Source organism: Anaerospora hongkongensis, assembly GCF_004339805.1.
GTDB lineage: Bacteria > Bacillota > Negativicutes > Sporomusales > DSM-15969 > Anaerospora > Anaerospora hongkongensis.
The window spans coordinates 36,418-61,730 of record NZ_SLUI01000008.1 but is presented as its reverse complement, the minus strand read 5'-3'; the positions used below and the strand labels follow the sequence as shown (position 1 = coordinate 61,730).

Annotated in this window: 23 protein-coding genes and 1 tRNA gene; all 24 read left to right on the top strand. The window is 47.6% G+C overall.

The features are described 5' to 3' along the window. Window positions 1-156 precede the first annotated feature (156 nt). The 24 genes from EV210_RS12735 (at window position 157) to selA (ending at window position 25,295) form a co-directional block, all read left to right on the top strand. Complete coding sequence (locus tag EV210_RS12735) at window positions 157-1,020, top strand: ABC transporter ATP-binding protein (RefSeq protein ID WP_132081050.1); 864 nt, start codon at window positions 157-159, stop codon at window positions 1,018-1,020. After that, window positions 1,020-2,096 carry an ABC transporter substrate-binding protein gene (locus EV210_RS12730; RefSeq protein ID WP_132081047.1) on the top strand — a complete coding sequence of 359 codons (1,077 nt, stop codon included), beginning with the start codon at window positions 1,020-1,022 and terminating at the stop codon, window positions 2,094-2,096. Before EV210_RS12735 ends, EV210_RS12730 begins: the two co-directional genes overlap by 1 nt. A 74-nt stretch (window positions 2,097-2,170) precedes the next feature. Beyond that, on the top strand, window positions 2,171-2,929 hold the full coding sequence (locus EV210_RS12725) for an ABC transporter permease (RefSeq protein ID WP_132081044.1): 759 nt from the start codon (window positions 2,171-2,173) through the stop codon (window positions 2,927-2,929). Window positions 2,930-2,946: 17 nt separating this feature from the next. Next, window positions 2,947-4,026 carry a uroporphyrinogen decarboxylase family protein gene (locus EV210_RS12720; RefSeq protein ID WP_132081041.1) on the top strand — a complete coding sequence of 360 codons (1,080 nt, stop codon included), beginning with the start codon at window positions 2,947-2,949 and terminating at the stop codon, window positions 4,024-4,026. Between the two features lie 28 nt (window positions 4,027-4,054). Further along, window positions 4,055-4,702 carry a corrinoid protein gene (locus tag EV210_RS12715; protein WP_207900729.1) on the top strand — a complete coding sequence of 216 codons (648 nt, stop codon included), beginning with the start codon at window positions 4,055-4,057 and terminating at the stop codon, window positions 4,700-4,702. A 289-nt stretch (window positions 4,703-4,991) separates the two neighbouring features. Then, complete coding sequence (locus EV210_RS12710) at window positions 4,992-5,861, top strand: uroporphyrinogen decarboxylase family protein (RefSeq protein WP_132081038.1); 870 nt, start codon at window positions 4,992-4,994, stop codon at window positions 5,859-5,861. 126 nt (window positions 5,862-5,987) lie between these two features. Continuing rightward, window positions 5,988-7,019: a methylcobamide:CoM methyltransferase MtbA gene (locus tag EV210_RS12705; protein ID WP_132081035.1), complete on the top strand. Its 1,032-nt coding sequence runs from the start codon at window positions 5,988-5,990 to the stop codon at window positions 7,017-7,019. Continuing rightward, window positions 7,012-8,811: an ASKHA domain-containing protein gene (locus EV210_RS12700; RefSeq protein WP_132081032.1), complete on the top strand. Its 1,800-nt coding sequence runs from the start codon at window positions 7,012-7,014 to the stop codon at window positions 8,809-8,811. The genes EV210_RS12705 and EV210_RS12700 overlap by 8 nt, the downstream gene beginning before the upstream one ends. 698 nt (window positions 8,812-9,509) lie before the next feature. After that, window positions 9,510-10,367 carry a substrate-binding domain-containing protein gene (locus EV210_RS12695; RefSeq protein WP_132081029.1) on the top strand — a complete coding sequence of 286 codons (858 nt, stop codon included), beginning with the start codon at window positions 9,510-9,512 and terminating at the stop codon, window positions 10,365-10,367. Further along, the gene (locus EV210_RS12690) at window positions 10,360-11,133 is read left to right on the top strand and encodes a 4Fe-4S binding protein (RefSeq protein WP_243650539.1); all 774 of its coding nucleotides are present in this window, start codon (window positions 10,360-10,362) and stop codon (window positions 11,131-11,133) included. Before EV210_RS12695 ends, EV210_RS12690 begins: the two co-directional genes overlap by 8 nt. Next, window positions 11,130-11,987, top strand: a complete 858-nt coding sequence (locus EV210_RS12685) for a radical SAM protein (protein ID WP_132081026.1) — start codon at window positions 11,130-11,132, stop codon at window positions 11,985-11,987. Before EV210_RS12690 ends, EV210_RS12685 begins: the two co-directional genes overlap by 4 nt. 65 nt (window positions 11,988-12,052) lie before the next feature. Beyond that, the gene (gene yedE, locus EV210_RS12680) at window positions 12,053-13,120 is read left to right on the top strand and encodes a YedE family putative selenium transporter (RefSeq protein WP_132081023.1); all 1,068 of its coding nucleotides are present in this window, start codon (window positions 12,053-12,055) and stop codon (window positions 13,118-13,120) included. Between the two features lie 3 nt (window positions 13,121-13,123). Further along, a complete protein-coding gene (locus tag EV210_RS12675) occupies window positions 13,124-13,333 on the top strand; it encodes a sulfurtransferase TusA family protein (RefSeq protein ID WP_132081020.1) in 210 nt (69 codons plus the stop codon). A 321-nt stretch (window positions 13,334-13,654) separates the two neighbouring features. Then, window positions 13,655-13,748 (top strand) — tRNA-Sec (locus EV210_RS22655). Between the two features lie 628 nt (window positions 13,749-14,376). Next, window positions 14,377-14,859 carry a glycine/sarcosine/betaine reductase complex selenoprotein A gene (grdA, locus tag EV210_RS12670; protein WP_481157916.1) on the top strand — a complete coding sequence of 161 codons (483 nt, stop codon included), beginning with the start codon at window positions 14,377-14,379 and terminating at the stop codon, window positions 14,857-14,859. Beyond that, a complete protein-coding gene (locus tag EV210_RS12665; protein ID WP_132081014.1) occupies window positions 14,859-16,349 on the top strand; it encodes a glycine betaine uptake BCCT transporter in 1,491 nt (496 codons plus the stop codon). Before grdA (EV210_RS12670) ends, EV210_RS12665 begins: the two co-directional genes overlap by 1 nt. A gap of 47 nt (window positions 16,350-16,396) precedes the next feature. Next, the gene (gene selD / locus EV210_RS12660; RefSeq protein ID WP_132081011.1) at window positions 16,397-17,428 is read left to right on the top strand and encodes a selenide, water dikinase SelD; all 1,032 of its coding nucleotides are present in this window, start codon (window positions 16,397-16,399) and stop codon (window positions 17,426-17,428) included. Between the two features lie 7 nt (window positions 17,429-17,435). Continuing rightward, window positions 17,436-19,304, top strand: coding sequence for a selenocysteine-specific translation elongation factor (gene selB / locus EV210_RS12655; RefSeq protein ID WP_132081008.1), 1,869 nt, complete (start codon window positions 17,436-17,438; stop codon window positions 19,302-19,304). 19 nt (window positions 19,305-19,323) lie between these two features. After that, entirely contained in the window at window positions 19,324-20,256 is a 933-nt protein-coding gene (gene trxB, locus EV210_RS12650) for a thioredoxin-disulfide reductase (protein ID WP_132081005.1), read from the top strand. Window positions 20,257-20,291: 35 nt separating this feature from the next. Continuing rightward, window positions 20,292-20,609, top strand: coding sequence for a thioredoxin TrxA (gene trxA, locus EV210_RS12645; protein WP_132081003.1), 318 nt, complete (start codon window positions 20,292-20,294; stop codon window positions 20,607-20,609). Between the two features lie 58 nt (window positions 20,610-20,667). Next, entirely contained in the window at window positions 20,668-21,132 is a 465-nt protein-coding gene (gene grdA / locus EV210_RS12640) for a glycine/sarcosine/betaine reductase complex selenoprotein A (RefSeq protein ID WP_243650550.1), read from the top strand. A gap of 36 nt (window positions 21,133-21,168) precedes the next feature. Continuing rightward, window positions 21,169-22,707, top strand: a complete 1,539-nt coding sequence (gene grdC / locus EV210_RS12635; protein ID WP_132080997.1) for a glycine/sarcosine/betaine reductase complex component C subunit beta — start codon at window positions 21,169-21,171, stop codon at window positions 22,705-22,707. Between the two features lie 4 nt (window positions 22,708-22,711). Further along, window positions 22,712-23,878 carry a glycine/sarcosine/betaine reductase complex component C subunit alpha gene (grdD, locus tag EV210_RS12630; protein ID WP_132080994.1) on the top strand — a complete coding sequence of 389 codons (1,167 nt, stop codon included), beginning with the start codon at window positions 22,712-22,714 and terminating at the stop codon, window positions 23,876-23,878. A 25-nt stretch (window positions 23,879-23,903) separates the two neighbouring features. After that, entirely contained in the window at window positions 23,904-25,295 is a 1,392-nt protein-coding gene (gene selA, locus EV210_RS12625) for an L-seryl-tRNA(Sec) selenium transferase (RefSeq protein ID WP_132080991.1), read from the top strand. The last annotated feature ends 18 nt before the right edge of the window (window positions 25,296-25,313 follow it).

Below are 25,313 nucleotides of genomic sequence, written 5' to 3'. Positions count from 1 at the left end.
CTTCTTTTCCGTTTATAGTATTTTTCGATTACTGCCCTAATTTACAATTGAAAAATGCAATTAGTACATTCTATGTATTTATGTTAGGATGACACCCAAGGAAAGTTTAGTTGCGCTTTGTAAAGTTGAGAGCAGTGGGGCGTAATGGAGGTTAAAATGTTAGAAGTAGCAATGAACAATCTGCAGTTTGGCTATAGTGAGGAACTCGTTTTAAGCGGGTTGAATTATCAAGCTAAGGCTGGCGATTTTGTTTGTCTCCTGGGTCAGTCTGGTTGTGGGAAAAGTACGCTGCTGCGATTGCTTGCAGGACTGGAAAAGTCAAATCCGGACCAGTTGATGGTTGGCGGCAAGCCTGTAAGCGGGCCAAGCCTGGATAGAACGATGGTGTTTCAGGATTATGGCTTATTTCCCTGGATGACAGCAGGTGATAACATCTGTATTGCATTAAAACAGAAATTTAAGACCTGGGATAAGCATAAAATCAAAGAGGCGGCATTAGAATGGACATGTAATTTGGGCTTGGACGAAGAATTGTTTGACAAATACCCCATGAACCTCTCAGGTGGGCAAAAGCAGCGTTTTGCAACCGCCCGTGCTTTTGCAATTGATGCACCCCTGCTTTTGATGGATGAGCCTTTCGGTGCTTTAGATGCTGTTACCAAAGCCTTGCTGCAGGATACCGTCTTAGAGCTGTGGCAGACTGGCAAAGAAAAACGTAAGACTATTTTTTTTGTAACGCACAGTGTTGATGAGGCGTTACTGTTAGCAACAGACATTTTGGTTTTAGGACAAGCTCCCAGCAAAATTATTTATACCCACTCTTTTACCGAGAAAACCAAGCCTAGCAGGGAGACACTGTTTACTGACCCGGCGGTGCTGGATTTGCGCAATCGCCTGACAAAAATCATTTATGATGAAATTAACGAAAAGGCACTCCGCCTAAAGCAGAAAAAAGCCAATACCATTACTGAGCACGGTTCGGAGAAACCATCATTTTTTAAAAAAAGGAAGGCTATGTAATGCGAAAACTATTGTTTCTATTTGCTTTTTGCTTAGTGGCGGCACTGGTTCTTGTAGGCTGTGGCGCCAATGCTCCCGTTGGCGGTACTGCCGATACCAAGGATAAAGCAAGCAAGGATGCTTTGAAAATTTCGGTTGCTGCCCAAAATAACTCCGGTCAGGTTTTTCAATATATGGCAGAAGCCCGCGGCTTTTTAAAGGAAGAGGGCATTGATGTTAATATGGTGTATATCAACAATGGTACAGATGCTTTTACTGCTCTTGCCGGCGGCAAGGTGGATGTCATATCTACCTATGGTACAGGCGGTCCGCTTATTCAGATTGCCAATGGACAAGATTTCACTGTTTTCGGCGGCTATATGATTATTGGCGAGACACCTCTCTACGGTAAACCGGAAGCGGAATGGAAAAGCATTGAAAGCTTTCGCGGCAAAAAGATTGGTATCACTCGCGGCGGCACGCCAGATATTGTCTTGAAAGGCATATTGTATGATGCCGGACTTCTAAATGAGGTAACCTTTGTTGAATATAAGAAAAACCAAGAGGTTTTACAGGCTATAGCTAGCGGAGAGGTTGATTTTGGCGCCACTGCAACCGGCTATCAATTGCAAGCTGCCGATTTGGGGTTGAAAGTCAAAATGTGGCCGGATGAATACTGGCCGAACCATTCCTGCTGCCGGATGCTTGCTACCGGGGCCTGGATGAAAAATGAAAAAAATCAAGAAGCACTTTATCGCCTGCTGCGTGCTTATTTGCGGGCTGAAGAAGCAATGCAGGGGAACAAAGACGAAGTGGTTGAGTTAGTTGTAAAAAAGCTTGATCTTGATAAAGCCACCGTAGCAAGCTTTGTTAAGAGTGAACATATGAAATATGATTCCGATCCATATAGAAACAGTGTAGTCAAGATGTGGAATAAGATGGGGAATTTCGGCTATATAAAAGATAACAATATCAAAATTGAAGATCATATTAATACTACTATTTATAAAAGAGCACTGGATTCTTTGCTTAAGGACTATCCGAACAGCCAGTTCTTCAAAGATAAACTTGTTCAATTTAATCAGAATAATAGCTAGGTGAATTACTCCGTTTATAGCTGATGTAATGTAATAGAGAGGCTGTTGAGTTTGAAAAAGAGGTATTTTAGCCAATGATTAAATTTGCAAAAGACTATTTTGGGGTTATGGCTATAGGGATGTGCCTGTTAGTCGGCTATGTCTTGCTGACCGATGTGTTTGGCGTCTTATCAGCGTTTCTTTTCCCCAGCATTTTTAAAGTTCTAAAGTTGTTTCCGCAATATATTGACCAACTGATGACCGGTTTGTTAAGCTCTTTATTTCTGCTGATTACTGCTTATGTAATGGCGGTCATCACGGCCATTACCCTTGGCACAATCGTTGGTTTAAAAAGCGGTTTGCGCAAAAATGTGACGCCTTATATCTATGCCTTCAGCGCTATTCCGGTACCGCTCTTAACGCCGTATGCCATTAATTTGCTGCCAACCTTTCAGGCTGCCTCCATCTTCTTGATTTGGCTTGCTGCATTTTGGGTTATTTTTGGGACAACCATTGGTGCTGTTATGAGTATCGATAAACGTTATTTGGAAACTGCGGCAATCCTGGAGATGTCTAAAGCCGAGAAGTTGTATAAGATCATTTTGCCAGCGGCATCTCCCAGTATTTTAGTGGGTTGTTCCATAGCATTGACCTTATCGTTTATGATGCTGTCTGTTGCTGAGATGTTTGGCGCAAGGTCAGGCATGGCTTATTTTGTTCAATACTATTCCGACTTCGCAAAATTTGATGTGGTAATGCTCGGTTTTTTCTTTACATCAGCGGTTTTGGTTTTGATTATGTATGTTTTTGATACAATCAAACATCGAATTCTACATTGGACAATTAATAACTGATAAAGGATTGAATGAATATGCAAGATCAAATGACGCCGGCGCAGCGAGCGGCTGCTATTGCCAATGGCTCTGCGGCAGACAGATTGCAATGCAATCCCAATATTGCCAATGGTACTGCCCGCATCTACGGTTGTAAAATTTCTGAATTTAGGCATAATCCGAAAGCGATTGCTCAGGCGCAAATGGCGGCATATCGTAAGTTTGGCGGTGACAGTCTCCGGGTTTTTAATGATTTATTTCCCTGGGCCGAAGCAATGGGAGCGACTGTTTTTTATCCGGAGGATGATACGGCTGATTTATTAAAACCGGCAATTGCCAGCGTACAGGATATCGATAAGCTTCGTCCTGCTGATCCCTATAAGGACGGTCGGCTGCCGGTGCAGCTGGAAGCAATGAAATATTTAAAGGAGCTTGCCAAAGATGAAGTGGCATGCTCTGCCGGTGTTGTCGGCGCATTCACAAATGCTTTTTTTCTATTTACTACTAACGAGACACTAAAGCTTATTCATAAAAATCCACAGGCAGTGCATAAGCTGTGCCGGGTTTCGCTGGAAACCTGCAAAGCCTATGCGCAAGCAGCACTGGAGATCGGCATTAATCCCACGATATCAGAACCCATGTCGTCTTGTACGGTTGTTAGTCCCAAGGTTTTCCGGGAGTTTTCACTGCCATATCTTAAAGAGCTTGTAGATTTTATTAAAAGTTATGGGTCGAATCCCGTTATTCATATTTGCGGCCAGACTGATAAGATTTGGAAAGATCTGGCTGACCTGGGAATTGGCGGCATGAGTATTGATAATGTAGCAAGCCTAAGGGATTGTAAAAATGCTATTGGCTCTCAAACCAAGATTATGGGGAATGTAGACCCCGGCGGGGTTATGTACTCTGGATCACCGCAAGATGTCCGCCTTAAAACCTTGGAGGGGATTCTGGAAGCTTATGATTCGCCGAAGGGGTATGTGGTTATGTCGGGATGCAGCCTCCCTGTGGAAACGCCGTTGGAAAACATCCAAATGATGATGGATACTGTTCGCGAGGTTGGTTATCCCGTTTGTCCCGAGCGTGTCATGGAAATGATTCAAGGCTGTAAGCAATAAGCAAATTGGCTCAAGAAGGGATTAGATTATGATGACTGACAAGGAAGAATTATTAAAATTATTAGCGGCATGCGTGGTGGAAATGGAAGATGAAAAAGTCATTCCAGTATCACAGGCTTATATAAATGCCGGTTATCCAGCGATTGACGGCATTTTGCATGGTTTGGTAGAGGGGATGAATAAAGCTGCCGACTTATACGAGAATGAAGAGTACTTCATACCAGAGCTGCTGATTTGTTCTGATGCAATGTATAACGGCCTGGATGTTTTAAACCCGCATGTAAGCAGCCAGGATTATCAAAAAAAGGCCAAGGTAGTCATTGGTGTTGTCGAAGGCGATACCCACGATATTGGCAAGAATATCGTAAAAATTATGCTGGAAACGTCCGGCTATGAGCTTATTGATCTAGGGCGTGATGTTCCGGCCGCTGCTTTTATCGATTGTGTGAAAGACACCGGAGCAAGTGTAGTTGCACTAGCAACCTTGATGTCCACCAGCACCGGTAATATGAAAAAAGTCATTGACCTACTGCAACAGGCAAACTTGCGTGAAGGTGTGAAAGTTATTGTCGGCGGCGGCCCCATCTCAGCGGCCTTCGCCGATAAGATAGGAGCTGACGGATACGCTGTAAATGCCGTCGAAGCCGTGAAAGTGGTGGATAGATTAGTCGGATAACAGTAAAGAAAAGATGTAGTGATGTTGTTGAGCAAGACAGGCTGTACCCGGTAAGGGGAAGACCTGTCTTCTTATTTAGGAGGTTTTCGCTTTTAATAAAATAGCTTGTTGCAATTATTGATTGATGTTGAATTGTATAATTGAAAAACACAATTAGTGCACTTTCCTTATCTATGATAGGATATCACCATAGGCTGCAGAAGAATTCCACTATACATGTATGAGAGTGTAGTCAAAATAAAGAGTTATAGCCGAGAGTGGTTTGGCAGTTAGCCGGGAGGAAGGCCGTATGAGTAAAATTATTGATTATCAGTGTACCTATGTTAATTCTGTGGGAATTAATAGGGAGGCTGTACAGGGCCTGGATTTAGAATTTCCTCAGGCCTATAAAACGTGGCAGGGTATGGTCCAGTTGGCTAAAGCCTTAAAAAACTATGATAAAACGGAATTCTGTGAATTACCCTTTTGTCATACGGTTGAAGGCGAGGCACTGGGCGGACAGGTCAAATATGGAGATGAAAGCGCCGGTCCAAGAGGGGCAGATTATATTTGTGCTACAGCTGAAGAATTATTGGACTTGCCTGAGATAGACTATTCACGGGGACGTATCGCCGAGGTGCTAAAGGCCTGCAGATCACTGCGGGAGTCGGGAGAGCAGGTCGTTTTATACATTTCCGGCCCTTTTACGATTCTGAATATGGTAATGGAACCCCGACATATTTTCAGGATATTTCGTAAACAACCGGAGCAGATGCAGCTTATTTTTGTTAAGTTGCAAAAAGAATTGCTGCGCTATGTGGAGGCGGCGCAGCAAGCAGGAGTCACGATGTTCAGTTATGGTGATTCAACAGGCGGCGTGAATATTCTGGGACCTGAGATGGCGGCAAAAACGGTAGAGTTTTTTACTTATCCTTTTTTAAAACAAGTAGAAAAAATCCTTGCCAATGAAAGCCTCATGCTGCTTTGCCCGAAAACTGCTTTTGCCTTGCTGGGGACAGAGAAAGCCGTTTGGCAGGACATTAATCTGGAGGAGCCTGTAGGCTATTTTTCGGCTTGTCAAAAAATAGTTGGTAAAACAAAATTTGTTGGACAAATGTGCATTAAAAATAGAGCGTTTGTCTTGCAAAACGGGATCGTTAAAACTCTTGAGCTGCTTTAAAAATGATCACAGGACACCCTAACGAGCGTTATCGTTATGCCGGTGATCAGCTTTATGTCCGGTTCGTTGAAGCAGCCAAAATGATTAAAGGCTTGCTTAAGTTGTCTGAATAAAGGAGGTTGAGCTGTGTTACTGCCTAAGGAACGGTTACATAAGATTTTCAGAGAAGAACAGGTTGACAGACCTCCCTGCATTTGTCCCGGGGGAATGATGAATATGATTACTGCGGAGCTAATGGAAGCGGCGGGAATTCGTTTCCCGGAGGCTCATACAAATGCAGGAATGATGGCGGACTTAGCAACGGCGGTTTATGAAAAGGGTTGCTTCGAAAATTATGGCGTTCCCTTTTGTATGACTATTGAAGCGGAAAATTTGGGAGCAAAGGTAAATCTGGGAACAAGTTATTATGAGCCCCATGTTGTAGAATATGCCATCACCTCTGTAAATGAGTGGGAGAAGCTTACTGCAGCAAATAGCCGGGAGGGAAGAGCGGACGTAGTTGTTGAGGCCATTAAACTACTAAAAGCCAAGGGGAATGATGTACCGATTATCGGAAATATAACAGGTCCCATCAGCATGGCCAGTTCCCTGATGGAGCCCGTTGTTTTCTATAAGGAATTAAGAAAAAATAATGCTAAGGCCCATGAGTTTCTGGAGTTTGTCACCAGCCATTTGATCGCATTCGCCAAGCGGCAAATAGAGGCTGGGGCGGATATTATAGCCATTTCCGATCCCAGTGGTACGGGTGAAATATTGGGTCCTAAGCTTTTCGAAGAATTTGCCGTGAAGTATATTAATCGAATTGTCGACAGCATTCACAGTGAGAATAAATATACTATTGTCCACATATGCGGACAAATGCGCAAGGTATATTCAGAAACTGCCCAAATAAAAAGTAATGTATTGAGCTTTGATGCTATTGTCAGCATGCAGGAAGCCAGAAAAAATCTGGGAGACAGGCTGCTGATGGGGAATGTCAGTACCTATGCCATTGAATTTGGCGAACCAGGAAAAGTTGCTGCACTGACTGAGCGATGTGTACAGGACGGAGTCAATATTATCTCTCCTGCCTGCGGGCTGGGGATGAAATCCCCCTTAAAAAACGTTCAATCAATGCTGGAAACTATCACTAAAGGAGCTGCGAAGAGCAATGCCTGATCTTCTTATTAAGAATGCAAGCAAAAGAATTCCCTATGAAACGGGCAAAAATTTGCTGCAGCTCCTGAGGGAGAATGGGGTCTTTGTGGATAATCCCTGCAACGGGAAAGGCTCCTGCAGCAAATGCAAGATCAGACTGTTGCAGGGGAATTTGCCTGTTGTTTCCGAGACGGAAAAACAGCTTTTGAAACAGGAAGAACTGGCTGCAGGTGTTAGACTGGCCTGTCTGGTAGTGCCGGAAGAGGATATTGAGCTTGAAACACTGCAAACTGAAAGAAAACATGAAATATTGACAGCCGGCTATATGCCGGATTTTTGCATGAATCCGGGGATTGGCAAAAAAGTCTTGCAACTCGAAAAGCCAACATTGCAAAATCCCTGCTCCTATGAAAATTCGCTCTGCCGTGCCTTGGGCAAGGCAGACTTGGATTGGCGCCTGCTGCAGCATTTGGACACCGGGGCAGGAACGGTTACCGGTGTTTTTAACGGTGCGGACTTAATCGGGATCGAGACAGGTGATACAACAGGGCTTATGTATGGAGTGGCAGTGGATATTGGGACAACAACGGTGGTAACTGCGTTGATTGACCTGATAACCGGCAATGAGCTTGCAACTGCTTCCATGCTGAATCCGCAAAAAAAATTTGGCCTTGATGTACTAACCCGCATCACCTATAGCCTGGAAAACCCGGCACACGGTAAGCAAGAACTGCAGAAGGTAGTTGTTGACGGGTTGAATTCGCTGATTGAGGACATGTGCATCAGGGCGGCTGTCAGCAGGCAAAACATTTATGAAATTTCAATAGCTGCCAATTGTACGATGCTGCACTTTCTGCTGGGTATTGACACGGCACCTATAGGACGGTCCCCTTATGCGCCGGTTTTTGTCAAAGCTAAAAATATATCTGCACAAGATATTGGGTTACAGGGAGCTCCGGGCGCCAGGGTGTATTGTCTGCCGTCGGTATCTTCGTATATTGGCGGGGATATCGTTGCCGGAGCCTATGTCTGTCAGCTGGAAAAAAGCAGGGAGAATCTCCTGTTTATCGATATCGGCACCAACGGCGAAATTGTTTTAGCTAAAAACGGCCGCCTGATGTCCTGCTCCTGTGCTGCGGGTCCTGCCCTGGAAGGAATGAATATCAGCTGTGGCATGAGAGCAGCAGTGGGGGCGATAGAAGATGCGGCAATTACTCCCGGCGGGATTAAGCTAAAGGTCATCGGTGATGAGGCGCCGGTAGGTCTATGCGGTAGTGGTATTCTGGCGATTGTAAAAGAATTGCTTCGTATCGGCCTGGTGAAAAAAAATGGCAGCTTTATCAAAAAAGAAGAACTGGACGAAAGTGATTATCGGTATCCGCTGCTGCGGGTGGAGGGCAAAAAGCGGGAATTTGTTTTAAGCAATGGTCAGGAAACCTTAGGGATTACTCAGGGAGACATCCGGCAGGTTCAAATGGCCAAAGGCGCAATTCTCTCAGGATTTCATGCCCTGTTAAAGCAGGCCAGGCTTTCGATAAATCAATTGGATAGAATCTTGATAGCGGGGCAATTCGGAGCCCATTTGCCAGTCGATAGTTTGGTGGGAACGGAGATTTTACCGGAAGAAGTTAAGGATAAGATTTATTATGTGGGGAACTCCTCGAAAACAGGAGCCTATATGGCGCTTATGTCTGTTGAAGTAAAGCAAGAGATGGAAGCATTGGCCCAAAAGATGGATTATATCGAACTGGGAGCAGTAGAAGGATATGAGCGACTGTTTGCCGAGTGCCTGCAATTTAAGAAGGCCCAATAAATCGGCAGGCTAGCAGGCCCATGCTTTACACAAACTTTACTGCTCAGAAACGGACTTTGTAAAAGTGTGCGACAAGACAATCCTATTGTGTCGGTAACAGTGCAGCTGATATAGATCTGTTTGCTGAAGGTGTTAACCGGAAAATTCCTGGAACAAACAATAAAGTAGTAACAAGTCGGCACTACTTTTGCCGTTAAAGCCAGAGCGCTTGTTGCAACTTTGCGTACATAAAAAGGTTAGCGCCTTGTAAGCGGTCTTACTGATATACTCCCCAGTTTGACAGACAGTTTAGAGAGCAAAACTGTTTGTCAAACTGGGGAGTTTTTATATGGATAAAGCATCAATAACAGGAAAAAGAGAAAGCGAAATTTTTTAATTATTGTGATGATTATAGCAATTATCAATTGGGATTGATTTTGCTAATCGAAAAACACGATTAGTGTATTTAATTTATCTGTGTTAGGATAACACACAGATAAGCTTGTTATTAGTAGAAATACATAACTACAGTACTAAAAATGGATCGGTAAGCAAGCACTTTTGGCGGATTGTGTCTTACTATCATGGCGACGATTCCCGTGGATTTACCCCGGCTAAGAATCCGGGCACTGCCTGGATACGGCCAGTTATATTCAGATATTCTCGGGATGCTGGATGAAGCCAGGTAACAGAGTACTAGTTAATAAAAGGAGCTAATCATGGGCGATAAAAAAGAGGGAATAAGCAGAAGATCGTTTCTCAATGCCGGCATCGCTGCCTTTGCTACTGCTGCAGCGGTGCCAGGTTTGCTGCAGGCAGCCCGTTTTCAGGCCGGTTCGCTGCAGGTATGGTCCTGTGGCGGACTGGCTGAAGCGTTTGGACAGGCAAACAGCCTGTATGAGCAGAGAAACGGAATTAAGATTAATTACACGGGGGCCTTTGCCGGCGCCCTGGGGAAATCGCTCATCGGGGGAGCGGTAACGGAAGTTTTTGCCGGGCGGGTATTGCAACTGGCTAAAACTCTCAGGTCTGACAACAAGATGCTTTATTTCCGTCCGCTGTGTTTTACCGAGTATGTCTTAGTAACACCATTAGGAAATCCGGCTGGAATCCAATCGGTGCAGGATCTTGCCAAGCCGGGAGTTAAGGTCATTCTGCCGCTGGGAGCTTCACCGCCGGGGGGCGACGCTGTCATGGGCATACTGAAAAAAGCGGGTATTGATCAGGCGGTTCTCAAAAATATGATAGAGAAGGAAAGCTGTGTTATCAAAATGATGCCGGCAATTATAAATGGTGAGGGGGCAGCCTCTATTGTGGAACGGCGTCTTACCCGCCAGGCCGCATTTGCCGGGCAAGTAGAAGTACTGCCTATTCCGGAAGCGCTTTTTCCCCCCGGTCCGCTCACCTTTACTATTGGGGTAATGCAATACGCCAAGGACCGTGCGCTGGCGGATGATTATGTGAATTTTATCTGCTCTGTTGAGGGACAGGCAATTTTTGAGCGGCATGGCTTCATTCCTGCTAGTTCGGACAAGGGCCAGACGCTTGTCGAAAAACTGGGGGTAAAAGATGGCTAATCAAACAGAGCGGATAAAACAGGGGGAATCCTTCTTGACGAAGCTGCGCAGAGGGACGCAGGTGGCCATGCTGGCTATTTTGGGGCAATGGGCTTATTACGGTATTTTTCGCTGCCCTTTCCTGGTTCCTTTCGTGAATTGCCAGTCCTGTCCGGTAATCACTTGCTGGGGCAGGATTACAAGTATTTTCTGGGGCTTTTGGTTGCTCTTGCCGCTATCGGTTCTGCTAGCCGGACGTTCTTTTTGCGGCTGGCTTTGTCCCGGCGGGTTTGTCAATCAAATGCTTGGCAGGTTGTCACTGTACAAGCTGCGTGAGCGCAGCCGGTTTATCCGGGTTGCTCCGGCAGGGATGGTTATTAGCCTGGCTGCGGTTGCGATTATCTGGATTGGGATGGACAATCCCAGGATGATGGTACCCATCCGGGTCGGCGAATTCTGGGATTCGATCCGGCTTTCTTTTCAGCACGCTTCCTTTGCCTGGCTGGTTCGCACGGCTATTATTCTGGGGCTGACAGCAGCGGGCCTTTTTGTTGCTAATCTGTGGTGCCGGTTTGTTTGTCCCACTGGAGGCTTACTTGAGCTTTTCAAGGATATGGCGATTTTCCGTGTGTTTAAAACCAGTGCCTGCAATGACTGCGACGCGTGCCGGCGGGTTTGCGAAATGGGAACCCGGCCCGATGAAACGAATTGCACGAATTGCGGTGATTGCTTGCAGATTTGTCCGGTCCAGGCCATAAAATTCGCTAAAAAGAGGGAAAGCGAATGAACAAAGCTCACGAAAAACGCTCGCTTGACCAGCATCCCTGCTTTCACAGATCAGCCAGTCAGCACTGGGGGAGAATTCATCTGCCGGTGGCACCAAACTGCAACATTCAGTGCAACTTCTGCAACCGTCGTTATGATTGTGTCAATGAAAGCCGGCCGGGAGTTACCAGCAGGGTCCTTACTCCGCCGCAAGCACTGACGGCTTTAAGCCGGTATCTGGAGTGGAGATCAGATATCGCGGTGATCGGTATCGCCGGCCCCGGAGACCCTCTGTGCGATTCGGAGCGGACGCTGGAAACATTACGTGCGGTCCATGCCGTATACCCGGAGCATCTGCTTTGCTTATCTACAAATGGATTGAATTTGCCCGGCCATATTGATGAACTAGCCGATGCCGGAGTGAGTCACGTCACTGTAACGGTCAACGCTGTTGATCCTTGTATCGGGCAGAGAATCTACGCTTCGGTCACTGTCGATCATCAGACATATCAAGGGCATGAAGCCGCAAAAATCCTTCTTGAACGTCAGGAGGAAGCTGTTATTGGTTTGAAAAAAAGAGGCCTGACAGTCAAGATCAATACGGTCATTCTTCCCGGTATCAATACCAAGCATGTCCTTGCTATCGCACGAAAGGCAGCAGAATGGGGAGTGGATGCTATGAATTGTATACCCTTAATTCCGGTAAGCGGCACCCCTTTTATGGACATTAGGACTCCCTCTGATTGTGAAATGGCAGCAATACGGAAATCAGTTAGCGGGCATATTCCCCAAATTTATCATTGCCGGCGCTGCCGGGCAGATGCCGTTGGGCTGCTTGGTGCTGTCGAACCTGTAGGGGCAGTATCTGCTCTGTGAGACAAGGCCACAGGATCACTGATAAACAAATTTTGCAGAATTAAATGTTTATAAGGAGGTTTATTATGTATTGGATGACCATTATTGTAACCGGAATTGTGTTTGGTTTAGGGGCGGTCTTGTTAGTAAAAGCAGGAAATCCAGGGAATTATGGCTTTTGTGCTGCCTGCCAGCTGCGGGATATTGCCGGAGCGCTGGGAATACACCAGGCGGCAGCCTTGCAGTATGCCAGACCAGAGATTTTAGGTTTTATTCTGGGGTCTTTCAGTCTGGCAAAATTCAGCGGCGAGTTTCGGCCGAGGGGAGGATCGAATCCGCTGATCCGCTTTGTGCTGGGAGCAATGATGATGATTGGCGCGCTGGTGTTTTTAGGATGCCCCTTGCGTGGGATACTGCGGATAGCAGGGGGAGATTTGAACGGTCTGACAGGCTTAGCCGGTTTTGTTGCCGGTATTGCTGCCGGAATCGTCTTTCTCAAAAATGGTTATAATCTGGGGCGCTCCCGCTCCTTTACCGGCAGCGGGGCAGCTGCAGGCTATCTGGCTGCAGTAGCTGCGGTTATTTTGACGGTAGGAGTGGGGACTCATGCGGTGTTTCTGAAATTCAGCACTACTGGACCCGGTTCCTTTCATGCGCCTGTTATCGTCAGCTTGATTTCTGGCCTTGCAGCCGGAGCTTTGGCTTGGCGGACGCGGATGTGTCTAAGCGGTGGTTTTCGCAATTATTTCATGGTGCGGGACACGTATCAGCTTAAAATATATGCAGTTATCTTTTTGGCCGCACTTATCGGCAACCAGTATTTTGGCTTTTTCAAATTGTCTTATGATGGTCAGCCGCTTGCGCATACGATGCACTTATGGAATTTTCTTGGACTGTTCCTTACCGGCTTAGCTGCTGTTCTGGCAGGCGGCTGTCCGCTCCGGCAAATCATCATGACCGGTGAAGGCGATGTTGACGCACTGTTTTGCTTACTGGGCATGCTGGCCGGTGCCGGTATCGCTCACAGCTTCAATGCTGCAGGCAGTGCTGCAGGTGTAGCGGTAAACGGGCAGATAGCCACGGTAGCCGGAATTATTGTCACGGCAGGGATTGGCGTTGTTTTTAGAGAGAGACTGATAACTGTGGAGGGATAACACATGGAAAAAAAGCTGGATTTGCGGGGCTTGAGCTGCCCGATTCCACTGCAGGAGGCCAAAAAAGCGTTGGAACAGGCAGCCACGGTGCTGCTTGCTGTCGATGATCAAGCCGCCCGGGAGAGTATTATCCGGTTTGCTAATTCGCAAAAGTACCAGGTGGAATGCATTACTAACAATGGCAGTGATTTTTCTTTGGTAATCCGCAAGTAAAAACACAAACTGCTTTATTTCGAGTCTAATAGCCTGAAAAGTGCTAGGGCCAATAAAAATGAATAGGAATTAAACTGATAAACCGGTTTGGTTCTAACAAAGCGTTAATGGATATCTTATCCAGGAAGATTGTTATTTATCAGCAATTATGACTAATGCTGAAATAATAAGCAATCCTGTGAGAATATGAGATATCCTCTTCTTTTTATATCTATTTAATAGAAAAGAAAAAAATATTAGAATTTTTAGTATTGCTTTTAAATTGTTTAACTGTTAGAATTTTCACAAGAGTCAATTGTCGACAAACGACAAAATAAATATGGAAGTAGAGAGGCACTGGTGTGCCTACCGGTCTTCAAAACCGTGTTGCGGCCAAACAGTCGTGGGTGGGTTCGATTCCCATATACTTCCGCCACAACAAAAAGCGATGACAACACAAATGAAGTGGATGCGGAATTACAAAAGGGATAAGCAAGTATCGGTGTCCTGCAAGAATAGTTAGGAGGAGTCGAGTATGTTGCTGAATGACAAAAAAATGATTAGAAGTGACGCCTGCGACCGAATCCACTTACACGCGGGCACATGGCGTGAGCAAGCCCTAGGTGCGGCTGCAGCACTGTCGTGGACAGAATACTTTGTCTGAGGCTATTCAGGCGCTGGTGATCTGAAAAACCCTAAGCGGGTTAAAGTGTTTATAGCAGATCTGTCGGCGGAGGTCCGGTCGGGACTAAAAGTATTTAAAAAACTGTTCAAATCGTGCGGTCAAAGTTCACCAATTCGTTCTATGCTGTATGTTTTGGCGACGATGGTTTTGTCGTTTTTAGCGCTTAGTACTTTTTTTGCCTGCTTCAATAGAGAGGTACATTTACTGTCAGTGTTTATGTTTACATTGACAGCTTTTCGTGTTGCTTTTAGCCATGTTAGCAAAGTTAAGCCTGGAACGGTAACTTTGCTAACATGGCTTTTGGTGCTGCAGTATATTTAACAGCTGCGGCTCTGCTGCAGCTGATTAAATAAAATTACATGAGGAGGAGTCAGGAATGTTGCTGAAAGACAAAAAAGTCATTATTATCGGCGACAGGGATGGTATCCCCGGACCTGCAATCGCGCTCTGTGCGAAAACTGCAGGTGCAGACGTAGTATTCTCATCAACGGAATGCTTTGTCTGAACTGCTGCGGGGGCCATGGATCTGGAAAACCAAAAGCGGGTTAAGGAGTTTACGGAGGAATTCGGCGCAGACAATGTCGTCGTTCTGCTCGGCGCAGCCGAGGGAGAAGCGGCAGGCTTAGCAGCCGAGACCGTAACTGCCGGTGACCCCACTTTTGCAGGTCCATTGGCGGGAGTCCAGTTGGGACTGAGAGTATACCATGTATGTGAGCCGGAAGTGAAGGACGAGGTCGATCCCCAGGTGTATGAAGAACAGATCAGTATGATGGAAATGGTGCTGGACATAGACAGCATTGTTCAGGAAATGACATCCATTCGCGATCAGTACTGCATATTTAAGGAAGGGGATGGAACATAATGGCAAATGTCCAAGGCTCGCAAAACCGCACAGTTCTGTATGTTTCTGCAGCTATATCCTTATTGTTTGTTGCGTTTAGTATTGTTCTGCCTGCTGAGATGGGAAAAGCATCAAATACGGTAATGGCATTTTTAACCGGCAATTTCGGTTGGATGTATCTCATGTCAGTGTTTGTCTTTATGATTACTCTATATAGTATTGCCCTTAGCCGTTATGGCAGTATCAAGCTCGGCCGGGATGATGAGAAACCGGAATTTAGTGATTTCCAGTGGTTTACCATGCTCTTCGGCAGTGGGATGGGAATTGGCATGGTCTTTTGGTCGATTGCAGAACCCATGATGCATTATATGTCCCCTCCCCTTGGAACAGGTAATACCACAGAAGCCATGTTTTTAGCCATGCGAATTGCATTTAACGATTTTGGTGTCCATGTCTGGGTAATTTATGCGCTTTGTGGTTTGGCCCTGGCCTATTTCCAGTTCAGAAAAGGTCTGCCGTGCCTGATCAGTTCGGTTTTCTACCCGCTCATTGGTGATCGTATTTACGGACCAATCGGTAAGACAATTGATATTCTTACTGTATTTGCCACTATATTTGGTATCGCTACCAGCTTAGGATTAGGAGCTAATCAGATTGCCTCCGGTTTGCAGTTTATCTGGGGGATCCCGTCGTCGCCCGGGATGATTGCCATTATCATAGCGGTGATGACTGTGATTTTTACAGTTGCTACTGTCTCAGGATTACATCAGGCTATGCAGCTAGTTGCCGATATTAAGGTTTGGCTTTCGATTGTGTTCATGATCTTTATCTTCCTCGTCGGTGGTTCGATTTTTCAATTAAATCTTTTTACCCATGCGCTTGGCGATTACCTGCAAAATTTCATCGCACAGAGCCTGTGGATGGGGAATACGGATTGGGTTCAGGCATGGCCGGTGTTCTACAGGGCCTGGTATATTGCCTGGGCGGCGTTTGTCGGCCAATTCATAGCCCGTGTTTCCAGGGGCCGCAGTATTCGTGAATTCATTTTTGCAGTTACGCTGCTTCCAGCCGGGTTTTGCCTCATTTGGCTGGGAATATACGGTGGAGCTGCATTCTATCTGGATGAGTTATCCAAGGGGGCTATTCAGGCAGCCGTTAAAGCGGATTATACCACTGCACTGTTTGTTACGCTTAAACACATGCCGTTTTATGCACTTACCGCTCCACTGGCGATTGTTCTGATCGTGGCCTCGTTTGCAGGGGCAGCAAACTCTGCAACCTATGTGCTGGGTATGCTGACTTCAGGCGGAGAAATGAACCCCAGTGTAAAATTGCGCAGCTTCTGGGGGATTACGCAAGGTGCTGTTACGATCATGCTGGTTTTGGTTGGCGGTATTGCAGCCATTAAAACATTACAGACAGCTTCCATTGCCGCGGCTTTTCCGTTCATGCTGATTATGCTGGTTATGTGCTATTGCATCTATAAAGCCCTGAAAGAGGAAGATGCGTAGCATCAAAATAAAACCTAACGCTGTATAACAGGCAGAAAGGAACCGTTATGGATATTAGAAAATTGAATAAGTTTACTTCTTGCGGGGGCTGCATCGCCAAGCTGCCGCAAGGGCTTCTCAAGGATGCCGTTGCCAATATTCCTACTTTTAATGACCCCGATTTGCTGGTAGGCTTTGACACTTCTGACGACGGTGCAGTATACCGTCTCCGGGATGACCTGGCGATGATCCAAACCCTGGATTTTTTTCCGCCAATGGTTGATGATCCTTATTTGTTTGGCAAAATTGCTGCCACCAATGCGCTTAGCGATATTTATGCCATGGGCGGGCAGGTGAAAACTGCTTTGAATATTGTTTGTTTCCCGGAAGATGAGGACCCGGCCATTCTCGGGGCAATCCTTCGCGGCGGAGCAGAAAAAGTGCAGGAAGCCGGCGGCGTACTTTGCGGGGGCCATTCCATCAATGATAAAGAACCCAAATATGGCCTTTCGGTGACCGGTGTTGTCCAGCCAGACCGGATTATGTATAACAACCGCTGCCAAATTGGCGATCGGATCTTGCTGACAAAGCCTCTCGGCGTGGGAATGGTGACTTCTGCGTATAAGGCAGGAGAGGCGTCCCGTGAAAGCTTCGAACAGGCTGTGGACGGGATGCAAACGCTCAATAAGTATGCGTTTGAAATCGCAGCCCGCTATAACATCCACAGCTGTACGGATGTAACCGGATTCGGTTTTCTGGGGCATTTGAATGAAATGGTAACAAGCGGCTATTCAATCCGCGTAGACAGCCGGCAGGTTTTGTATATACCGGAAGCGTGGCGTCTGGCGGAGGAATTTCTGATTACCGGCGGCGGACAGAAAAACCGTACTTTTTTGCAGGAGAAAGTCAGCTTTACCAATGTTGCCCCGGCAATGGAAGAGATCTTATTTGATCCACAGACTTCCGGCGGACTGCTCTTAAGCGTGGCCGCAGAGGATGCGGCTGCGCTGCTGGCAGAGCTGAGCACCCTGACTGTTGCTTCCTGTATGGTAGGGGAAGTGGTGGATCGGATGGATCAAAATATTATCGTTTACGGTTGAGGTTGAGATGGAGAGCATTGTAATTGGAACAGCCGGGCACATCGATCACGGCAAGACTACTCTGGTAAGGGCTCTAACCGGCTTTGACACAGATACGCTGGCCGAGGAAAAGCGGCGCGGCATCACCATTAATCTGGGGTTTGCTTATTGCAGGCTTCCCTGTGGGAAGACAGCGGGTTTTGTCGATGTGCCCGGACATGAACGGTTTATTAAAAATATGCTTGCCGGTGCAAGCGGTATCGACATTGCGATGGTGATTATTGCCGGCAACGAGGGTGTTATGCCGCAAACCAGGGAGCATATTCATATTCTGCAGTATCTGGGGATTACCCAAGCTGTTATTGTCATTACAAAGATTGGCATGGTAGAGGACGATTTCCGGGAATTGGTGGTCGAGGATACCAAAGAGTATCTGGCAACCACAGCTTTGCGGCAAGCGCCTGTGGTTCAGGTGGATTCTCTTACCGGCCAGGGCATTGCAGAATTGAAGACCCTGCTGGATCATATGGCAGCTGGGGTGCGGCGGGAAGCCGTTGCCAAGCCTGCCCGGCTGCCGGTTGACCGTATCTTCTCCGTAAAGGGCTTTGGTACGGTAGTTACCGGTACATTGACGGAAGGCTTGATTGACGTAAATGATGAGCTGGCAATTTATCCTCAGGGGATTCCCGTAAAAGTAAGGGGGATTCAAATTCATGAACAGGCAGTTGCTACGGCTCATGCCGGACAGCGGACGGCACTCAATTTAGCCGGTGTGGCGGTAGAGCAGGCTCACCGGGGCTGCGTGGTTGCCAGACGGGGGTCGGTGCAAGCCACGTGTACCCTGGATGTCCAGCTTTCCATTGCTGCTGATGCCAGTCAGCCGGTTAAACGGCTGGAACGGTTGAAATTGTATCTGGGAGCGGCTGAGGTAGTGGCTAAAGTTGTTCCGATGGGCTGCAGGCAAATTCACCCCGGTGAGACGTGCTATGCAAAGCTCTTAACTGATACTTCCGTCATAGCCCGCAAATCTGACCGCTTTGTGCTGCGGAGCTTGACCCCTGTTCAAACAATCGGCGGCGGCTGGATAGTCGATCCGGCAGCAAAACGAACCGGTTATACCGAGCATCAGGCGCTGGCTATCATGCAGATTAAGGATAAAGGCACGCCTCAGCAAGTTCTGGAAGCGTTTGCAAAAGAGAGCCTGTTCGTTGATAAGGAAGCTATTGCTTTGGCGTCCAACGTGGAAGCAGCTGAATTACAGTGGCAGTTACTGCTGGAGGCAGGCCGGATACTCGTATTCGAAAACCGTAGTGTTCACATTGAAGCCCTGCAAGCTTTACTGATACAGACCATTAGCATTCTCGAAGCTTATCATGCTCAATTTCCGCTGCGCGCCGGGATTACCAAGGCTGAACTACAGGCACGGCTGGAATTTTCCAGCCGGCCCAGAGAGTTTGAATGGCTTTTGGGCTGGATGAAAGAAACCGGGCGGATTGGCCAAAAAGGTACGATGATTTTTCAAGCTGGATTTGTACCGGTATTTTCAAAAAAACTGGGAAGCATTCGCGATGAGATGTTGGCCGCCGTGCAAAAAGCCGGCTATGCCCCTCTTGCCAACGCTGAGCTTGCCGGCAGTGACAAAGACAGGCAGGCTGTTTTGGAAGCGATGCTGCAATCTGACTTTGTGTCCTTGGACGGACATGTTATCCTATTGGGCGATTTGTATACAAAAGCAAAAACACTTGCGGCTCAACTGGCTGGTGAACACGGCGCCATCCGACTGTCTGATTTCCGGGACAAACTGCAAACCAGCAGGAAATATGCGCTGCTTTTGCTGGAAAAAATGGACCGCGATAAATTTACGAGCCGTCAGGGGGAAGAGCGGGTATTGCTGTGAAGAAGGAAGGGAGATAATCATGCAACAAATATACGATGTCTTGATCATCGGTGCCGGCCCTGCGGGGCTTTCCGCCGGATTATATGCAGGCCGTTCCCGGCTGACCACTCTGTTAATTGAGAAGGAGAAGGACGGCGGACAAATTGTCATTACCTCTGAGGTGGAGAACTATCCCGGCTGCATAGAAGAGGAATCAGGCAGCTCTCTGGTCGCGCGGATGACGCGGCAGACGGAAAACTTTGGGGTGGAACGTGTCCGGGATACGATAGTTCAGGTAGATTTTTCCGGTGAGGTCAAAGTTCTTACAGGTAAGAAAGGCGAGTATTTCGGGCGGACAGTAATCATTGCCACCGGCGCGTATCCTCGTCCTATAGGCTGCGAGGGCGAGCGGGAATTAATTGGCAAGGGTGTTTCCTATTGTGCTACCTGCGACGGTAATTTTTTTGAGGATATGGATATTTATGTCGTTGGCGGCGGGGACACTGCTGTCGAAGAGGCGATGTATCTGACTAAGTTCGGCCGCAAGGTAACGATTATTCACCGTCGTGACCAACTGCGGGCAGCCAGGTCGATCCAGGAGAAGGCGCACAAAAATCCCAAAATCCATTTTATGTGGGACACGGTTATCACCAAGTTAAAAGGTGATGGTTTGCTGGAAGGTATGACGGTTAAAAATGTGAGAACCGGTGAAGAATTTGAGATTCTGGCTCCTGAAGAGGATGGTACTTTTGGGGTCTTCGGGTTTATCGGCTTCTTGCCTCAATCAGCTGTGTTTGCTGAGGCTATTACTATCTACGATGGATATATCCTTACCAATGAAAACATGGAAACCAATATTCCTGGCGTATTTGCTGCCGGTGATATACGGGTTAAACAAGTTCGCCAGGTAGTAACCGCTGCGGCAGACGGGGCGATAGCCGCCATGATGGCGGAAAAATATTTAGAACACTAACCGGCATGCCGGTAGTAAAAAAGGAGAGTGCTGTTATGTTAGTAGTGGACAAAGAAAGCTTTGAAACAGAGGTATTAAAAGCCCAAGAAACGGTGCTGGTAGATTTTTTCGGTGACGGCTGCGAACCATGCAAAGCCTTACTGCCCTATATTGAAGCACTGGAGGAAGCCTACGGCGATAAAATTAAATTTACGAAACTTAATACGACTGCTGCCCGGCGGCTGGCTATTGGTCAGAAGATTTTAGGCTTGCCGGTGATTGCGATCTATAAAGACGGTGTCAAAGTGGAGGAACTGATAAAAGAGGCGGCAACTCCCGAGAATGTGGAACAAATGCTCAAAAAGTATATTTAGCAGCTGCGGCTCTGCTGCAGCTGATTAAATAAAATTACATGAGGAGGAGTCAGGAATGTTGCTGAAAGACAAAAAAGTCATCATTATCGGCGACAGAGATGGTATCCCCGGACCCGCAATCGCGCTTTGCGCAAAAACTGCGGGTGCAGACGTAGTATTCTCATCAACAGAATGCTTTGTCTGAACTGCTGCGGGGGCCATGGATCTGGAAAACCAAAAGCGGGTTAAGGAGTTTACGGAGGAATTCGGCGCAGACAATGTTGTCGTTCTGCTCGGCGCAGCCGAGGGAGAAGCGGCAGGCTTAGCAGCCGAGACCGTAACTGCCGGTGACCCCACTTTTGCAGGTCCATTGGCGGGAGTCCAGTTGGGACTGAGAGTATACCATGTATGTGAGCCGGAAGTGAAGGACGAGGTCGATCCCCAGGTGTATGAAGAACAGATCAGTATGATGGAAATGGTGCTGGATGTAGACAGCATTGTTCAGGAAATGAGTTCTATTCGTGACCAGTACTGCAAATTCTAGTGCAATTTCTAATCTTTAATAGAAAGGATGTTTTCCATGTACAGTGTATTGAAGGGGGCGAGCTATTTTCTGGCACATACGCCGGATATGGTCATTCATAATGGCACGACCCAGACTACTCAGAGGAAAATAGATCCTGATTCTAGTTACCTAAAAGAAATAGGCAAGAGTCTGCGTGCTTATGAGACATGTTTGTCTTATCCGCCTAATCAGGTTTATATCGGGAATATGACTCCTGAAGCATTAGCTGCGCTGCCAATGCCCTGGTATGAACAACAGGTGGAAGCCGAGCGGCAGGGGATATTCGGAGAAATTATGCCGGAAGATGAATTTATCGGCATGATGAAAATCTGCGATGTATTTGACCTGGTTAAGCTGAATGAAAGCTTCAGCAAAAGCGTTAAGTCTAAGCTGGAAGCGCATCCGCTGGTGGATAATAATATGCTGGCAGGCTTTGATAAGCCTGCTGCTGCTGCGGAGATTGCCGAATTGATTCAAAATGCCCATGCTGAGGCGATTTATTTCCAGGGTGAAGTAATTGGCTGCGTAAAGGCCGCCCATGATATTGATGATTCCCTGTCGGCCCATGTTATTTTTGAAAACCTGGTTTCCAAGGCATCCTGCGTAGTATCTGTACTGCATTTAATCCACCAGACCGGTGTGAATAAAGAAGAAATAGACTATGTGATTGAGTGTTCTGAGGAAGCCTGCGGTGACATGAATCAGCGTGGCGGCGGTAACTTCGCCAAAGCTGCGGCTGAAATGGCAGGACTTATCAATGCCACCGGCAGTGATGTGCGTGGTTTCTGCGCCGGTCCTACTCATGCACTGGTGCAGGGGGCTTCTTTGGTTAAAGCCGGCGTCTTTAATCATGTGGTGGTAGCTGCAGGCGGCTCCACAGCCAAGCTGGGAATGAACGGCAAGGACCATCTGAAAAAGGGCCTGCCGATATTGGAAGATTGTGTGGCTGGATTTGCGGTGCTGATATCGAAAAATGATGGTGTCAGTCCGGAACTTAACACGGATATTCTTGGCCGTCATACCGTTGGTACCGGTTCATCGCCGCAGAACGTGATTTCGTCACTGACTTTTGCGCCGCTGGAGAAAGCCGGACTAAAACTGACTGATGTGGATAAATATTCGCTGGAAATGCAAAATCCGGATATCACAAAACCGGCCGGTGCCGGGAATGTGCCTGAGGCAAATTACAAAATGATTGGTGCACTGGCTGCAATGAAGGGGCAAATCCAGAAAGCGGAATTGACTGCCTTTGTAGAAAAACACGGTATGGCCGGCTGGGCACCAACGCAGGGGCATATCCCCTCAGGCGTTCCTTATCTGGGCTTTGCCCGGCAGGAAATGCTGGCGGGCAAAATAGAGCGAGCCATGTTCGTAGGCAAAGGAAGTTTATTTTTAGGTCGCATGACGAACTTATTTGACGGGATTTCTTTTGTGCTGCAGAAAAATAGCGGCGTATCTCCGGAAGCCGGTATTACCGAAGCCAGAGTGAAGCAGCTAATGGCCGCATCCTTACGGGAGTTTGCTGGACACCTTGCCGGAAAGCTGGAGGGATAGCACGATGGCCGATAAAGAGATTAACCGTATCTTAGCCGGTACATTTTTGGAGATGGCAGATATGCTGGAAACCGGCAGACAATCACCTCATGCTGCTATCGCGCTTACCGCTCTCGGCAGTGAGCATGGCGAAGAGGAGCTTTACCGGGCTGCTGCCATGGCGGCAAAACAGGGAATCAATGTGAAGGTTATCGGGACACACGATCAAAGCTGCCCCGGCGTTGAAACAGTGCGCGTTGCTTCTGAAGAAGAGGGGCATAAGGCGCTGGAAGGCCTGCTGGCCAGCGGTGCAGTTCAAGGCGGTGTGACCATGCATTATCCCTTTCCTATCGGGGTTTCCACGGTAGGACGGGTGATTACTCCGGCAAAGGGGCGGGAAATGTTTATTGCCACTACTACCGGAACCACAGCACTCGACCGGGTAGAGGGGCTTGTGCGCAATGCTATGTATGGCATCGCGACAGCCAAGGCCTGCGGAGTAATTGAACCGACAGTGGGGCTGCTGAATATTGATGGTGCCCGCCAAGCTGAAATTCAACTGCAGCGGCTGCAAGCCGGCGGTTATCCCATCCGGTTTGCCACATCGGGCAGGAGCGACGGCGGTGCCATCATGCGGGGCAATGATTTACTTATGGGCTCGTGTGATGTTATGGTTGCCGATTCACTGACAGGCAACATATTAATGAAGCTATTTTCCTCTTACAATACCGGCGGCAATTATGAATCTGTGGGCTATGGATATGGGCCGGGTATGGGGGAGAATTTTGATAAGCTAATCCTGATTGTTTCCCGCGCTTCCGGTGCTCCTGTGGTAAAAGGTGCTATTGAATTTGCGGCTGAGTTGGTGCGAGGCAACTACCAACAGGTACTAGCGCAGGAATTGGCTGCGGCCAAACGGGCTGGACTTGATGCGGTACTGGCTGGCTGCCGGGTGCAGAAGAACACGGTGGAAGCGTCTGCAACAATAGCGGCGCCGCCAAAAGAAGTGGTGACTGCGGAGATCCACGGAATCGAAATTTTGGACTTAGAAGATGCAGTCCGGGCTTTATGGCAGCAAGGCATTTATGCCGAAAGCGGCATGGGCTGCACGGGACCGGTTATCTTGCTTCCAGAAGCCAAAATAGTACCGGCAAGAAGCATCTTGCGGGCGAAAGGATATATCAGCGAATAACTACTTTGGGCAAGGAGGCCTTTCCATGACCAATCAGCAATGCCTGCGCACGTTACCTAGGATGGATGATCTCCTGAGGCGGATAGAAAGCGAAGCCGGCGATTTGCCGCGCAATTTGGTAAAAGCGGTAATTCAGGAAGAACTTGGCTGTTACCGTAAAAGCCTTGTAGCCGGTAAACGGGACTGCTGCGATCAGGAAGAGTTACTTACCGGTATCAGGCTGGAACTGAAAAGGCAGTCACAGCCGCATTTACGCCCTGTCATTAATGCTACCGGTATTATTCTCCATACTAATTTAGGCAGAGCCTGTCTAGATGAAGAGTGCGCAAAGGTGCTGACCGGTGTGGGCTGCAGGTACTCCAATTTGGAATACGATTTGACTGATGGCAGCAGAGGTTCACGTTATCAACATGTGGAGGATTTGCTCATCCGTTTGACTGGCGCTGAAGCAGCACTGGTTGTGAACAACAACGCCGCTGCCGTTTATCTCGTACTGGACTCTATTACCAAGGGACGTGAGGTAATTGTCTCCCGGGGGGAACTGGTCGAAATCGGCGGCTCCTTCCGCGTACCCAATATTATGGCTGCCAGCGGCTGTAAGCTTGTGGAAGTGGGGACGACGAACAAAACCCATTCTTCCGATTATAGGTCGGCAATTTCTGAGCATACCGGCGCCTTACTGAAAGTACATACCAGTAATTATAAAATTATTGGTTTTACGGAAGAGGTAGCAATGCGGGAGCTTGCAGAAATCGCCCGGCAAAACCAGCTGCCCTCTATCTACGATCTGGGCAGCGGCCTAATGGTAGATTTGGCTCCTTACGGCATAACCGGAGAGATAACCGTACAACAGTGTGTCAGACAAGGCGCCGATCTTATCTGTTTTAGCGGCGATAAGCTGCTGGGTGGTCCACAGGCGGGAATTATCATAGGTAAATCAGTTTTTATTGATGCTATGAAAAAGAATCATCTGCTTAGGGCACTGCGCATCGATAAGCTGACATTAGCTGCATTAGAAGTCACACTGCGCCAGTATCTTGATCCTGCCCGGGCGGTCACATCCATTCCGACGTTACGGATGATGACGCAGCCACCGGAGGTTATCCGGGAAAAGGCGGAACAACTCGCAGGGTTACTTTCTAAAGTGGGATGCAGCTGCAGTGTGGTGAAGAGCGCGGCCCGAATAGGCGGCGGTTCCCTGCCGGCTGTGGAACTAACGTCATATGCGGTAGCTATTCAGATAGAGGAGCTGTCTCCGAACAGGCTGGAAAGCAAGCTAAGGGAAAATGGTATTCCAATTATTGCCCGGATAACGGATGACTGCCTGCAATTGGATTTGTGTACGGTAGCAACTGAGGAATTTGCGGATATTGTTCTTTGTCTAGAAACGATTATCAGCGAACTTAGGGATAAATGATAACACGAAAGGACTGTT

Bases quoted from the DNA above. Each gene is read 5' to 3' on its own strand.
- EV210_RS12735 (WP_132081050.1), top strand. From the start codon at position 157: ATGTTAGAAGTAGCAATGAACAATCTGCAGTTTGGCTATAGTGAGGAA.
- EV210_RS12730 (WP_132081047.1), top strand. From the start codon at position 1,020: ATGCGAAAACTATTGTTTCTATTTGCTTTTTGCTTAGTGGCGGCACTG.
- EV210_RS12725 (WP_132081044.1), top strand. From the start codon at position 2,171: ATGATTAAATTTGCAAAAGACTATTTTGGGGTTATGGCTATAGGGATG.
- EV210_RS12720 (WP_132081041.1), top strand. From the start codon at position 2,947: ATGCAAGATCAAATGACGCCGGCGCAGCGAGCGGCTGCTATTGCCAAT.
- EV210_RS12715 (WP_207900729.1), top strand. From the start codon at position 4,055: ATGATGACTGACAAGGAAGAATTATTAAAATTATTAGCGGCATGCGTG.
- EV210_RS12710 (WP_132081038.1), top strand. From the start codon at position 4,992: ATGAGTAAAATTATTGATTATCAGTGTACCTATGTTAATTCTGTGGGA.
- EV210_RS12700 (WP_132081032.1), top strand. From the start codon at position 7,012: ATGCCTGATCTTCTTATTAAGAATGCAAGCAAAAGAATTCCCTATGAA.
- EV210_RS12695 (WP_132081029.1), top strand. From the start codon at position 9,510: ATGGGCGATAAAAAAGAGGGAATAAGCAGAAGATCGTTTCTCAATGCC.
- EV210_RS12690 (WP_243650539.1), top strand. From the start codon at position 10,360: ATGGCTAATCAAACAGAGCGGATAAAACAGGGGGAATCCTTCTTGACG.
- EV210_RS12685 (WP_132081026.1), top strand. From the start codon at position 11,130: ATGAACAAAGCTCACGAAAAACGCTCGCTTGACCAGCATCCCTGCTTT.
- yedE (WP_132081023.1), top strand. From the start codon at position 12,053: ATGTATTGGATGACCATTATTGTAACCGGAATTGTGTTTGGTTTAGGG.
- EV210_RS12675 (WP_132081020.1), top strand. From the start codon at position 13,124: ATGGAAAAAAAGCTGGATTTGCGGGGCTTGAGCTGCCCGATTCCACTG.
- EV210_RS12665 (WP_132081014.1), top strand. From the start codon at position 14,859: ATGGCAAATGTCCAAGGCTCGCAAAACCGCACAGTTCTGTATGTTTCT.
- selD (WP_132081011.1), top strand. From the start codon at position 16,397: ATGGATATTAGAAAATTGAATAAGTTTACTTCTTGCGGGGGCTGCATC.
- selB (WP_132081008.1), top strand. From the start codon at position 17,436: ATGGAGAGCATTGTAATTGGAACAGCCGGGCACATCGATCACGGCAAG.
- trxB (WP_132081005.1), top strand. From the start codon at position 19,324: ATGCAACAAATATACGATGTCTTGATCATCGGTGCCGGCCCTGCGGGG.
- trxA (WP_132081003.1), top strand. From the start codon at position 20,292: ATGTTAGTAGTGGACAAAGAAAGCTTTGAAACAGAGGTATTAAAAGCC.
- grdC (WP_132080997.1), top strand. From the start codon at position 21,169: ATGTACAGTGTATTGAAGGGGGCGAGCTATTTTCTGGCACATACGCCG.
- grdD (WP_132080994.1), top strand. From the start codon at position 22,712: ATGGCCGATAAAGAGATTAACCGTATCTTAGCCGGTACATTTTTGGAG.
- selA (WP_132080991.1), top strand. From the start codon at position 23,904: ATGACCAATCAGCAATGCCTGCGCACGTTACCTAGGATGGATGATCTC.